General features: G+C 71.8%; 10 protein-coding genes and 1 tRNA gene. 3 read left to right on the forward strand and 8 right to left on the reverse strand.

Annotated features, from left to right (window positions below; translation table 11 throughout):
• Positions 1–153 precede the first annotated feature (153 nt).
• Positions 154–227: transfer RNA gene (locus OG787_RS05095), tRNA-Pro, on the reverse strand.
• 169 nt (positions 228–396) lie between these two features.
• Between OG787_RS05095 and OG787_RS05100 the strand changes: the two genes are divergently transcribed.
• Positions 397–897: an excalibur calcium-binding domain-containing protein gene (locus tag OG787_RS05100; protein WP_369037351.1), complete on the forward strand. Its 501-nt coding sequence runs from the start codon at positions 397–399 to the stop codon at positions 895–897.
• 12 nt (positions 898–909) lie between these two features.
• Here OG787_RS05100 and OG787_RS05105 read toward each other — a convergent pair whose 3' ends face one another.
• The 5 genes from OG787_RS05105 to OG787_RS05125 form a co-directional block, all read right to left on the reverse strand.
• Positions 910–1677, reverse strand: a complete 768-nt coding sequence (locus tag OG787_RS05105; protein ID WP_405534407.1) for an NPP1 family protein — start codon at positions 1675–1677, stop codon at positions 910–912.
• Between the two features lie 127 nt (positions 1678–1804).
• A complete protein-coding gene (locus tag OG787_RS05110; RefSeq protein ID WP_369037349.1) occupies positions 1805–2716 on the reverse strand; it encodes a YceI family protein in 912 nt (303 codons plus the stop codon).
• 76 nt (positions 2717–2792) lie between these two features.
• The gene (locus tag OG787_RS05115) at positions 2793–3833 is read right to left on the reverse strand and encodes a maleylacetate reductase (RefSeq protein ID WP_369037362.1); all 1041 of its coding nucleotides are present in this window, start codon (positions 3831–3833) and stop codon (positions 2793–2795) included.
• 35 nt (positions 3834–3868) lie between these two features.
• Positions 3869–4768, reverse strand: a complete 900-nt coding sequence (locus tag OG787_RS05120; protein WP_405534408.1) for an intradiol ring-cleavage dioxygenase — start codon at positions 4766–4768, stop codon at positions 3869–3871.
• Positions 4769–4791: 23 nt separating this feature from the next.
• Positions 4792–6531 carry an FAD-dependent oxidoreductase gene (locus tag OG787_RS05125; RefSeq protein ID WP_405534409.1) on the reverse strand — a complete coding sequence of 580 codons (1740 nt, stop codon included), beginning with the start codon at positions 6529–6531 and terminating at the stop codon, positions 4792–4794.
• 146 nt (positions 6532–6677) lie between these two features.
• Between OG787_RS05125 and OG787_RS05130 the strand changes: the two genes are divergently transcribed.
• Complete coding sequence (locus OG787_RS05130; protein WP_405534410.1) at positions 6678–8417, forward strand: sigma-54-dependent Fis family transcriptional regulator; 1740 nt, start codon at positions 6678–6680, stop codon at positions 8415–8417.
• 76 nt (positions 8418–8493) lie between these two features.
• On the opposite strand, the gene OG787_RS05135 is transcribed toward OG787_RS05130, so the two are convergent.
• Positions 8494–9543 carry a LacI family DNA-binding transcriptional regulator gene (locus OG787_RS05135; protein WP_369037345.1) on the reverse strand — a complete coding sequence of 350 codons (1050 nt, stop codon included), beginning with the start codon at positions 9541–9543 and terminating at the stop codon, positions 8494–8496.
• 111 nt (positions 9544–9654) lie between these two features.
• Between OG787_RS05135 and OG787_RS05140 the strand changes: the two genes are divergently transcribed.
• On the forward strand, positions 9655–10806 hold the full coding sequence (locus OG787_RS05140) for a Gfo/Idh/MocA family protein (RefSeq protein ID WP_369037344.1): 1152 nt from the start codon (positions 9655–9657) through the stop codon (positions 10804–10806).
• Positions 10807–11030: 224 nt separating this feature from the next.
• Here OG787_RS05140 and OG787_RS05145 read toward each other — a convergent pair whose 3' ends face one another.
• Positions 11031–12053: a LacI family DNA-binding transcriptional regulator gene (locus tag OG787_RS05145; RefSeq protein ID WP_405534411.1), complete on the reverse strand. Its 1023-nt coding sequence runs from the start codon at positions 12051–12053 to the stop codon at positions 11031–11033.
• Positions 12054–12131 lie beyond the last annotated feature (78 nt).

Here is a 12131-nt window from a genome sequence, read left to right on the forward strand (position 1 = left end):
CGGTGCCGGTCCCGGTCTCCACGTTCCCCTTCGCCGCACCGGAGGACGAACGCCTGATCACCGGCGACCCCGCCCGAGCGTCCAGAAGCGCCGCCGGAACGCGCGAAGGGGCCCTCGCGGACCACCGCCCGCGAGGGCCCCTTTGTCACACCGTCGGGACGACAGGATTTGAACCTGCGACCCCTTGACCCCCAGTCAAGTGCGCTACCAAGCTGCGCCACGTCCCGGTGCGTCGACCCGCGGTTGCCCCGCGTGATCGCACAGACAAACCCTACCGCACAGCCGCCCGTGCCTCCGAGGGGTCACGGAACGGTCACCGAGGTATCAAGGGCCCCTTACCGCATCATCCGCCGCACTACCGTCGACCCACCTGAAACACGACCCAGGGGGACGACCATGAGCAACCCGTACAACACCGCCGGCACCCCGCAACCGGCTCCGATACCGGGTCCCGGGCCGGACCGGCAGAGCCCGAGATGGGCCCGCAAGAGATTCGTACTGCCCGCCCTCGGGCTGGCGCTCTTCATCGGTGTCGGCATCGGCACGAGCGACGACGGCAAGGAGCCGGTGTCCGCCGACCCGCAACCGACCGCGACCGTCACGGCCACGGCGACCGCGACGGTCACCGCCACCGAGACGGCCGCACCCGAACCCGCCCCGACGGTCACGGTGTTGGCGACCAGGACCGTCACGGCCGAACCGGCGGCCGACACCGACACCGACACGGGTTCCGGCTCCGACGACGGCTCTGGATCCGATTCCGGCTCCGGTGACGAGAGCGTGTACTACGACAACTGCACCGCGGCCCGCGCCGCCGGTGCCGCCCCGGTGCGTGTCGGCGATCCGGGCTACGGACGGCATCTCGACCGGGACGGCGACGGGGTCGGCTGCGAGTGACCCCCGCGAGGGTCAGGCGTTCGGGTCGAACGTGATGCCCGCCGGCATGGCAGCCGCCAGGTGGGAGTTGAAACTGCCGTCCTTGAGGCCGAAGTTGGCGCTGCCCCAGTTGGCGGAGGTCAGGATGTCACGGATGCCCGACGGGTAGCCGTTCCAGCCGACCAGGGCCGGGAACTGCCAGGTCCCCTTGTGGTTCTCCGGCGGCTCGTCGTTGGTGTTCGCGAGGCGGAAGCAGTGCGTGCTGATGCCGTCCTTGTGGTAGACGATCTTGGGGTGGGTGCCGTCCCAGCGGACCTGGCTGCGGTCGTAGATGCTGAAACTGCCGTGGTTGGACGTCGAGACGTACTGCGCCACGTTGTTCTGCACCCACACCACCACGTGCTCCCAGTCGTGCCGGTGCCCGCCGATGCTGCTGCCCGCGAGTGCCTGGTCCTTCTCGAAGTAGAGGCCATAGATGATCGCGCACCAGCCGTTGTTGCACTTGTAGCGGGAGTAGCCGTTGGTGTTGTCGAGGTCGGAGGCGTCACGGCACGAGCCGTTGAGGGCGCCGGTCGGGTTGAGGCCGCCGTTGAGGGTGCCCGTGGGGCCGATGGCGGGGGTGGAGTAGCAGCCGTCCGTGTCGTAGTCGTAGGCAGGCTGGTACGTCTGCTCGGTGCTGTCCGCGTTGGCAGGCAGGGCCGCGGGCGGGGCGGCGAGGGCGGTGCCGGGAAAGGCGACGAGCAGCGCGATCGCGCTGCCGAGGACGAGCGAGGCTCTGCGGATGCGCACACGTCTCTTCACTGGGGGCCTCCTGATCGACGTCCGGGGTGCGGGGCTCGGCCAGATTGGCATGCCCATATCACGGATGGGTCACTCGGAAGGAAAGCTTCAGGGGCGCCCGGCGGACGTGTCGGCCACTCCGCGTCCGCTACTTCGGCGGCGTGGGTGTGTCGTGCGTCCGGTACATGGCCTGTACGTCCAGCTCCAGTTGGACGGTCGGACCGACCACCGCGATGCCACGGGCCAGCATCGAACGCCAGTTGAGGGTGTAGTCCTCCCGGTGCAGCTCGGCCCTGGCGAGGGCGGCGCAGCGCAACTCCTCGCCGTAGCCACCGTTCACCGTGCCCAGGTACGTGGTCTCCAGCCCCACCGAACGCGTCACCCCGTGCATGGTCAGCGTGCCCTGCAACGTCCACTTGCTGCCGCCGCGGTACGCGAACCGCGTGCTCGCGAAGTCGATGTACGGGAAGCGCTCGACGTCGAGGAAGTCGGCGGACCGCAGATGGTTGTCCCGGGTGTTGTTGCCCGTGGTGATGCTCGACGCGTCGATCCGGACGGACACCCGGGAGTCCGTCATCTGCTGGGCCACCTGGATGCCGCCCTCGAACCGCTCGAACCGGCCGTGCACGTTCGCCATCCCGACGTGCTTGGCGATGAACCGGATCGCCGTGTGCGGCGGATCGAAGAGCCAGGTGCCGGGCAGGGGAAGGTCCAGCTGACGGGCCGGCTCCAACTGGACGCGTTCCGTCGGGAGCACGGTGTCGCCGACGACCTCGACCGTCTCGCGGTACGGCGTCAGCCCCTCCGCCGCGACCATCAGGCTGTAGCGGCCCGGCGGCAGGACCGCCAGGAAGAAGCCGTACGGGTCCGTCGTACCGCGCGCCATCACATGGTGGATGTCGACCGCCGACACGGTCACATCGGCGCCGCCCATCGGCTGGCCCAGCGGGTCCAGTACCTCGCAGCCGAGGGCGCCCGCGCCCGGCGGCAGGGGAACGGAGAGGCCCGCGCGGTCGGCGACGTCCTTGGAACGCAGGCGCCTGAACAGTGCGAGGGCCATGGGTTCACCTTTTCTTTCTGTCTTCGTTCGTCGTTCCGTGTTCGCGTGGAGCGTGGGCGGGGTGCGGGACCAGGTCCTAGAGCGACCCGGGCGCCGCACCCCGGTACGCCGCCCGCAGCACCCCGAGCACGCCCTCCGCCGTGACCTCGCGCGGGTTGGCGTACGGCTGCCCGGTGACCTGGTCCGCCGCCACCGTCAAGTCGGCCTCGGTGAGGCCGAGTTCGGCGAGGGAGCGCGGGGCGCCGAGGCGTCCGGCCAGTTCCCACAGGGCCGTTGGGGCATCGGCCGCGCCGCCCAGGGCACGGGCGACGGCGTCGGCCGCGTCCGGTGCGGCGGGCGCGTTGTAGGCCAACGCGTAGGGCAGGACGACCGTGTGGGTCTCGGCGTGCGGCAGGCCGAAGGTGCCACCGAGGACATGGCACAGCTTGTGGTGCAGGCCCATGGTGGTGGCGCCGAGGCAGGAGCCGCACAGCCACGCCCCGTACAGGGCCCGGCCGCGCGCGTCGAGGGACGCGGGGTCGGCGGCCACGTCCGGGAGCGCCTCGGCCATCGCCCGTACGCCCTCCCGCGCCATCAGGGAGACGATCGGCGAGATGTCGGGGGCGTACAGGGCCTCGACGGCGTGCGCGATGGCGTTGATTCCGCTGGTGACGGAGAGCGGGACGGGCAGGGAGAGGGTCAGTTCGGGGTCGTACACGACGCTGCGCGGGAGGACGGTCCGGTCGCGGCCGGTGCGTTTCACGCCGTCCTCGGTCAGGCCCCAGACGGGGGTCATCTCCGAGCCGGCGTAGGTGGAGGGCACGGCGATCAGCGGCAGCCCGGTGCGCAGCGCGATCGCCTTCCCCAGCCCGATCGCGGAGCCGCCGCCGACGGCCACACACCCGTCGGCGCCCGCCGCGAGCGCCACCTCGACGGCCCGGTCGGCGACTTCGACGGGTACGTGCATCCGCGCCTCGTCGTGCAGACCCGCCAGAGCAGGTCCGAGCGAATCGGCGACGGCCTGCGCGGTGTCCTTGCCGCGTGCCCCGCACACCACCAACAGCCGCCGCAGACCGAGCCGTTCGGCCTCCCCGGCCGTGGCGGTCACGGCGGCCCCGGCCCGCAGCACGACCCGCATCGGCTGGGCCTCGTACACGAAGTCCGGTGCACCGATCACGAGTTCTTCTCCAGGACCAGGTCGAAGCGTGCGTGGCGGAACGGGTTCGGTACGCCGAACTCCCGTGCCAGGGAAGGGTCGTCGGTCTCGCTGAAGTCCTGGACGAGGCTCTCCTTGACCGCGAACACGGCGTCCGAGTCGAGGTAGTCGCTGCCCGCGACGAAGATGTGGGTGGTGACGGGCTCGTGGCCCTCGGCCGTGGCGATGAAGTGGATGTGGGCCGGGCGGTAGGGGTGTCGGCCGGTGGCGTCGAGGAGTTCGCCGACCGGGCCGTCCGTGGGGATCGGGTACGGGCTCGGCACGCACGTGCGGAACCAGAAGCGGCCCTCCGCGTCCGCGGTGAAGAGTCCTCGGCCGTTGCCCGGTGGTTGTACGTCCGGCTGCTGGACGTCGTAGTAGCCCTCGGCGTCCGCCTGCCAGACGTCGAGTACCGCGCCCGGCAGCGGAGTTCCGTCCCGGTCGAGCACCCGGCCGCTGACCACGCAGGGCTCGCCGGTGCCCACCAGGTCGATGTCGGCGCCGAGTTCGCGTACCGGCGACTCGGTCATGTGGAAGGGGCCGAGGACGGTCGACTCGGTGGCGCCCGTGTCGCAGTGGCCGTTGAGGGTCTCCACCAGCATCGAGACGCCGAGGACGTCCGACAGCAGGATGAACTCCTGCCGGGTGTCCGTGCAGGACTGTCCGGTGGCCGTCAGGAAGCCGATGGCCCGCTCCCACTCCGCCATCGTCGGCTCGGTCTCCCGTACGAAGGCGTGCAGATGCCGGGTGAGGGCGGTGAGCAGTTCGCGCAGACGTGGGTCGGCGGTCCCGCTCATGCTGTCGACGACCGCTTCGGTGACGGCCGTCGTGAATCCGGCGCCCTCACCCGTGTCGGTTCCCGTGGTGTCCGTGCTCATTCCGTGCTCCTCGTCCCGTCCCGTCAGGCATGTCCGAGGATCTGCCGCAACGCGTCCGTCAGCAACTGTTCGGCGTTCTCGGCCGCTTCGGCGTGTCGGAAGGCGACGAACCCGTCCGGGCGTACGAGGAGCACGCCCGCGTCGGACACCTCACTGAGGCCGGCCCAGTCGCCGTACGGGTCCTCGTACTCCTGGCCGGGGCCGACGACGACCGTGGCGATGTCGAGGGGCTGGGCCTTCGCCGCGCGGACCCAGGCGTCGCCGCCGATGCCGGTGAGGAGGGTGAAGCGGCCCCGGCCCACGGTGTCGAGGGTGGACAGGGTGCGGGTGCCGGACGTGAGCCAGGCGTGCGGAAGCTTCGCGCCGGGGCGGGTGGAGGGCTGGTGGTGCAGCTCGGGGTCGCGGGCGAAGCCGGGGTCGGGGGTGCCGTCGGGGACGATCGCGGCGGACTCGTAGCGCTGGTTGAGGTCGACTCCGTGGGCGTTGAACTCGTACACCTTGGCGGCGATCGCCTCACGCAGCCGGGCGCGCTGTTTCGCGGCGGCCTCGGTGGCGTCCTTGCGGGCGGCGATGTTGGCCCACAGCTCCTCGGGGGTCTGCGGGGAGAGCCCGTCGAGCGCCTCGAAGATCGGGGCGGTCTCGGCGATGGACTTGTTGGCGCGGGTGACGATCTGTTTGCCTATGGGGGCGCGTTCGGCGGTGTAGGTGTCGAGCAGCGCGGGGGTGGCGACCCCGTCGAGGACCAGTTTCAGCTTCCAGGCGAGGTTGTAGGCGTCCTGGACGGAGGTGTTCGAGCCGAGCCCGTTGGACGGCGGGTGCCGGTGGACGGCGTCGCCGGCGCAGAACACCCGCCCGTTGGCGTAGGTCTCGGCGTACATCTCGTTGACCGTCCAGGCCGAGGACGACTTGATGGTGAGGGGGATGTCGTCGTCGCCGACGAGCCTGCGCACGATCGACTCGGCGTACTCGGTGGTGAGGTCGGGGGCGCCGGCGGTGACGTCGTACCCCCAGACGATCATCCACTCGTTCCAGGGGCGGACGTTGCGGACGAGGCCCGCGCCGATGCCGCCGACGGTGGCGCCCGGGGCGAGGACCCAGTAGAGGGTGGAGGGGCGATGAGCCGTGTACGCGCTGAGGTCGGCGTCGAAGACGATGTTGATGCTGCCCGCGACGCCCATCTGTCCGCCCATGGGCAGTCCGGCGTCCTCGGCGACCTTGGAACGGCCGCCGTCGGCACCGATCAGATAGCGGGCGCGGATCTCGTACGTGTCGCCGCGCAGCCGGTCGCGGACGGTGGCCGTGACACCGGACGCGTCCTGAGTGTGCGTCAGATACTCGGTCTGGAAGCGAAGTCGGGTGCCGCGCGCGACGGCCGCGTCGACGAGGACCGGCTCCATCAGATGCTGCGGCATATCGCACATGCGCGTCGGGCTGGCCAGTTCGTGCGCGGCCTGGACGAGCGGGTCGTTGCCCCAGGAGCGGACGCGGCCCAGCTCCTCGCCGGCCAGGCTGGTGCAGAAGGTGGTGTTGCCCATGAGGTGCTGGGGCGTGGCCCTGGCGACCACGCCCTCCTCGACACCGAGGTCGCGCAGGACCTCCATCGTGCGCTGGTTGGTGATGTGCGCGCGGGGTGTGTCGGCGAGGCTCGCGTACCGGGTGACGACGATGTTGGGCACGCCGTAGGTGCTCAACGCGAGCGCGGCCGACGCCCCGGCCGGGCCGCTGCCCACGATCAGTACGTCGGTGTCGACAACGGTGTGCACGGGAGACGCTCCAGATTCCGGACGGACGGCCATCCGTGATCGTGGAGCGGAACGGCGGTTTCCGGGTGTCTCAATACGAGACACTTCACGCTTCTCAGCACCTCTCCGACGGTCTCCGGCCCCGGCCCGATACCGTGAGTGGTGCCATGACCACAGCCGAAGAATCCCCCGCCCTCCTCCTGCTCAGTCAGGCACGTCAGCGGTTCCTGACCGGGCGTCCGCTGCCCGACGACGTCCCCGACGAGACCGTCGCCGCCTGGCGGCGCGCCCGCTTCCTCGGTGTACGGCACGATGTGCGCGAGCCCGCCTCCGTCGACGGTCTGGTGGTCGGGTCGGCGTTGCTGGCGGCGGCCGGGCCGGTCCTCGAACGGCTCGCCCCGGCGCTCGGCACCGGCCGGTGGGCGCTGCTGCTGACCGACGAGCGGCTGCGGGTGCTGTGGTCGGCGGGCGGTGCGCCCGGCGGGGAGCTGCGCCGAGATCTGGCCGAGCGGGAGGTCGGGCACAACAGCGCGGCGCTCGCCCTGCGCACCCGGCAGCGGGCCGAGGTGCACGGCCCCGAGCACTTCCTCGACGTGTGGCAGAACGTGTCGGCGGTCAGCGTGCCGGTGTTCGCCCCGGAGTCCGGCCGCCCCCTCGGCACGATCACGGTCGCCTCAGGTCTGTGCGCCGACGCCGGCCCGCATCCCGGTGCCGCCCTGGCGGAGGCCGCAGCGGCGGCGGTCGAGACGGAGCTGCTGGCCCGCTCCCGCTCGGCGGAACGGACACTCCTCGACGCCTACACCCGCGCGACAGGCGGACCGGCCGGCGTTCCGGAGCAGCGGGCGGTGGTGGCCCTGGACGGGCGCAGCCGGCTGGTGAGCGAGGCGGCGGTGCGGCTGGTGTCGCCACAGGTGCTGGAGTCGCTGGAGCGGGGCGCGCGGGCGCTGTTGCGGTCGGCGGCGCCTGTCGAGTCGTACGACATCGCGCTGCCCGAAGGGGCGGGCTGCACCGCCGAGTTCCGTCCGGTGCGGGAGCAGGGCGGTGGCCGGGTGCTCGGGATCGTCGCCGTGCTGGAGCCGGTCACCGAGGGTGCGGTGGTACGGGCGTTGCCGCGTCCGGCGGCGGGGCGGCTGGCCGGGAGTTCGGTGCCGTGGCGCCACGCGGTGGGCCGGGCAAGGGAGTTGGCGCACGGCAGCGAACCGCTCCTGCTGACCGGGGAGCGCGGCTCCGGCAAGACCGCTCTGGCCCGCGAACTGCTCGACGGCACCGAGCCGTTGGTCCTCGACGCCGCCGAGGCGCCGGAACTTGGCCTGGCGGACGGCACGTTGACGGTTGACCGCCCGCTCCTCCTCCGGCACGCCGAACGGCTCGCGCAGTCGGACGTCGCCGCCCTGAACGGCCTCCTCGACGAGCATCCGGACGTCCACCTGCTGGCGACGTACACACCGGGCACTCCCCCGGGCCCGTGTCTCCAACGGCTCCTGGACACCCTGGCCACCCGCTCGGTCGCCCTGCCCGCGCTGCGTGAACGCACGGAGGACATCCGGGAGTTGCTCCCGGCGCTGGCCCCGAGGCCGGTCGACGGCACACCGCCGCTGACCTGGACACTGGACGCGCTGCGGGCGCTGGAGCGGTACCCGTGGCCCGGGAACCTGACCGAACTCGCCCACCTGGTACGGACGTTGGCGGAGCACCGGCGGGCGTCGGGGCCGGTCCGGCGGGCCGAACTCCCGGACCCGGTAAGGGAAGGGCCCGCCGCGCGCCCGCTCAGCCCGATGGAGCACGCCGAACGCACCGCGATCCTGGAGGCGCTGCGCCGCAACGGCGGCAACAAGGCCCGTACGGCGACGGCCCTGGGCATCGCCCGCGCGACGCTGTACCGGAAGCTGCGGGAGTACCGGGCCTGAGGCGGCTTCACGGACCTGGGGCCGCCTGCCGTTCGGACCACGGGGGCCGGGGCTCCATCGCCCCGCTCACCGGTGCTCACGAAGTGCCGTCGCTTCCTTTCGGCCCGCTCCGCACGACAGACCCTGCGGCCGGCGGTGCCGTCGTCCCCCGGATCTCCAGGGTCGGGGCGGCCAGGTGGACGCTGACCGGGCCGGCGGGCAGGTCGAGCCGGTCGAGGAGGCAGCGGGCGGCGCGGCGGCCGACCTCGTGGCCGGCGTTGTCCACGGTGGTCAGCCAGACATGGCGCAGCCGGGAGATGTTCGTGTTGTCGTAGCCGATGACCGACAGATCGCGCGGGACGCTCAGCCCCAGTTCCTCGGCGGCGGAGAACGCGCCCACGGCAGTCATGTCGTTGACGGCGAAGACGGCGGTGGGCCGATCGGCGGGGTCCCCGAGCAGCCGGACGGTGCTGCGGTAGCCGCCCTCCTCGGTCAGGTCGCCGGCCTCGACGAGCGCGCCGTCCGCCAGACCGTGCGCGCGCATGGTCGCCTCGAAGCTGCGCCGACGCAGCTCGCCGACGGCGCCGTACCCGGCGATGTGGGCGATCCGGCGGTGGCCCAGCCCGATCAGGTACTCGGTGGCGATCCGGGCGCCGTGCTCGTCGTCGTTGGCGACCACGTCGACGCCGGGCAGCACGGGCTCGCGGGCGCCCGCGACGACGACCGGGATGCGCTCGGCGAGGGTGCCGAGGACCGCGGGGTCGGGCAGGGTGCCGACCACGATCAGGCCGTCGACGCCGAGGTCGCGGAAGGGGCCGGTGAGGTCCTGGCCGCTGCGCCGGTTGAGCCGGGCGTCGGCGAGCAGCATGTGCAGACCGTTGTCGTGGAGGAGGGAGTTGAGTCCGTCGAGCAGGTCGACGAACCAGGGGTTTCGCAGGTCGTTGAGGAGGACGCCGACGGTACGGGTGCGCTGTTCGCTGAGGCTGCGCGCGGCGGCGTTCGGGCGGTAGCCCAGCTCCCGTACGGCGAGCTGGACGGCCTCGCGCTTCTCGGGCCGCACCTGTTCGGAGCCGCGCAGCACCAGCGAGACCAGGGACTTCGACACACCGGCGCGTTCGGCGACGTCTCGGATGGTCGGTGGTCTCATGCCTTGGACCGTTCCACAGGCCTCCATGTCCTGTCAAAGGGTTGACAGCAAAGGCCGAAGGCATCGAGGGTGAGTGGGAAATGTTCTGGACCGGTCCAAAGAGGGGCTGTCATGGCAAGTACGCTCGGTGTCGCCGTCGTGGGGTTCGGCTGGATGGGACGGGTGCACACCCAGGCGTACGTACGCCTGGCGCACCACTTCCCACAGCTGGGGCTGCGGCCCGAACTGGTCATGGTCGCCGAGGAGGTGCCGGGCCGGGCCGAGGAGGCCGCCGCGCAGTTCGGGTTCGCCTCGACGGCCCGTGACTGGCGTGCCGTGGCCGCCGATCCGCGCGTGCAGGCGGTCAGCATCACCGCGCCGAACTTCCTGCACCGGGAGATCGGCGTCGCGATGGCCGAGGCGGGCAAGCACATCTGGATCGAGAAGCCGGTGGGCCTGTCGGGGGCCGACGCGGGCGCGGTCGCCGACGCGGTCGCCAAGGCCGGCGTCCAGGGCACGGTCGGCTTCAACTACCGCAACGCGCCTGCCGTGGAGCGGGCCAGGCAGCTCATCGCCTCCGGCGAGATCGGCACGGTCACGCATGTCCGCGTGCGCCTCTTCAGCGACTACGCGGCCCATCCGGACGGGGCGCTGACCTGGCGGTACGAGCGGGAGCGCGGCGGTAGCGGAGTGCTGGGCGACCTCGCCTCGCACGGCGCGGACCTGGCCCGTTTCCTGCTCGGCGACATCTCCGCGCTGATCGCCGACACGGCGGTGTTCGTGCCCGAGCGGGCCCGGCCGACGGGTGCGACGGCCGGGCATTCGCGGGCGTCGGGTGGTGAGTTGGGGCCCGTGGAGAACGAGGACTACGTGTCCTGCCTGCTGCGGTTCGCCTCCGGTGCGCGGGGTGTCCTGGAGGCGTGCCGGGTCTCTGTCGGGGAGCAGAACAACTACGGGTTCGAGGTGCACGGGACGAAGGGTGCGGTGTTCTGGGACTTCCGGCGGATGAACGAGCTGGGTGTGAGTACGGGGGCGTCGTATCAGGATCAGCCGGTGAGCACGGTGTTCGTCGGGCCGGGGGACGGGGAGTTCGGGGCGTTTCAGCCGGGGGCGGCGAATGCGATGGGGTACGACGATCTGAAGGTGATCGAGGCGTATCGGTTCGTGCGGTCGGTGGCTGAGGGGACGGCGTACGGGGCGACGTTGGCGGATGCGGTGCGGAGCGCTGCCGCGCTGGATGCGATGAGTCGGTCGGTGGAGTCGGGGGGGTGGGAGACGGTGTGACGCGGTGGGGGGCAGCATCTTCTTCGCCCCCGCCGCCCCTACCCGTCCCATCCTTCTGGGGGCTGCGCCCCCAGACCCCCCCCTTTGTCCTCAAACGCCGGACGGGCTGACTATCCAGCCCGTCCGGCGTTTGAGGACGAGGCCGTTCAGGCCGACAGCGGGGGTCTGGGGGCGCAGCCCCCAGGGGATGGGAACGGGTAGGGGCGGCGGGGGCGAGACACAGTTCACCGTGGTGGCATGTTGTACGGCGTGACCACCTGGATTGCTGACGGCTGGGTCGGGGCGGCCGGGGGTAGCGCGCCGTGGGCGCGCATTACCGTGCGGCAGGCCTCGTGCATGTCCTGGCGGAGGTCGTGGTGGAGGACCGCGGAGAGGCGCTGTTCGCGCAGGAGGCGGGTGTTGTCGTGGTCGAGGTCGTGGGCGACGAACACCGCGCACTCGCGGCCCAGGTCCTCGAAGGCGCGTAGCGTCGCGATGTTGCCGCCGCCGATCGAGTAGACCGCCCGGATGCCGAGGTCGCGCTTCAGGGCGTCGCGGACCAGGTCGTACTGGGTGGCGTCCAGGCCCTGGCCCTCGGTGATCTCGACGAGGGCGCGCCCGGGGTGCCGGGCCCGCATGGCGCCCCGGAAACCCATCTCCCGCTCCTCCTCGTTGCGGAAGAAACCGCTGCTGAGGCTGGTGAGGACGTTGCCGGGGCGCTCGCCGAGCCACTGGCCCATGAGGTAGGCGGCGGTGGCGCCCGCAGCCCGGTTGTCGATACCGACGTAGGCGAGGCGGGCACTGGAGGGCAGGTCGGTCACCAGGGTGACGACCGGGATCCCGGCGGCCACCAGGTGGCCGACGGCGGCCGTGATCTCGGGGACGTCCGGTGCCTTGACGATGACGCCCTGGGAGCCTCGCCGGGCGATGCGGTCGAGGGCCGCCGTCAGTTCCGCGACCGGTCCGGTCTCGCGGAAGTGGAAGCGGGAGCGTACGACGGCCGGGTGGAGGGCGGGCAGTTCGGCCTCCAGGGCCGCCCGGACGGCGGTGGTGAACCGCTCGGGCGCCTGCATCACGATGTCGATCATGAACGTACGGCCGACCAGCCGGACCTGGGTGCGCTGCCGGTCCAGGTCCGCGATGGCCTGCCGTACCTCCCGCTGGGTGCTCTCGCGGACGCCGCCCCGGCCGTTCAGGACGCGGTCGACGGTGGCCTCGCTGAGGCCCGCCTGACGTGCGATCTCCCGGATCGGATAGGGGTGGCCCATGGGGAGGTTCCTCGGCTTCGTGTTGAGGGGTTTTTGATGGCCGTCTGCCGGTTGTTTGACGAGTTTGTCATGACAACA

Origin of the sequence: Streptomyces sp. NBC_00075 (assembly GCF_045041225.1) — a bacterium.
In the GTDB taxonomy this organism is placed as follows: Bacteria; Actinomycetota; Actinomycetes; order Streptomycetales; family Streptomycetaceae; genus Streptomyces; species Streptomyces adonidis.

Coding starts and splice junctions, on each gene's coding strand:
- OG787_RS05100 (WP_369037351.1), top strand. CDS start 397: ATGAGCAACCCGTACAACACCGCCGGCACCCCGCAACCGGCTCCGATA.
- OG787_RS05110 (WP_369037349.1), bottom strand. CDS start 2,716: ATGGCCCTCGCACTGTTCAGGCGCCTGCGTTCCAAGGACGTCGCCGAC.
- OG787_RS05115 (WP_369037362.1), bottom strand. CDS start 3,833: ATGCGGGTCGTGCTGCGGGCCGGGGCCGCCGTGACCGCCACGGCCGGG.
- OG787_RS05120 (WP_405534408.1), bottom strand. CDS start 4,768: ATGAGCACGGACACCACGGGAACCGACACGGGTGAGGGCGCCGGATTC.
- OG787_RS05130 (WP_405534410.1), top strand. CDS start 6,678: ATGACCACAGCCGAAGAATCCCCCGCCCTCCTCCTGCTCAGTCAGGCA.
- OG787_RS05135 (WP_369037345.1), bottom strand. CDS start 9,543: ATGAGACCACCGACCATCCGAGACGTCGCCGAACGCGCCGGTGTGTCG.
- OG787_RS05140 (WP_369037344.1), top strand. CDS start 9,655: ATGGCAAGTACGCTCGGTGTCGCCGTCGTGGGGTTCGGCTGGATGGGA.
- OG787_RS05145 (WP_405534411.1), bottom strand. CDS start 12,053: ATGGGCCACCCCTATCCGATCCGGGAGATCGCACGTCAGGCGGGCCTC.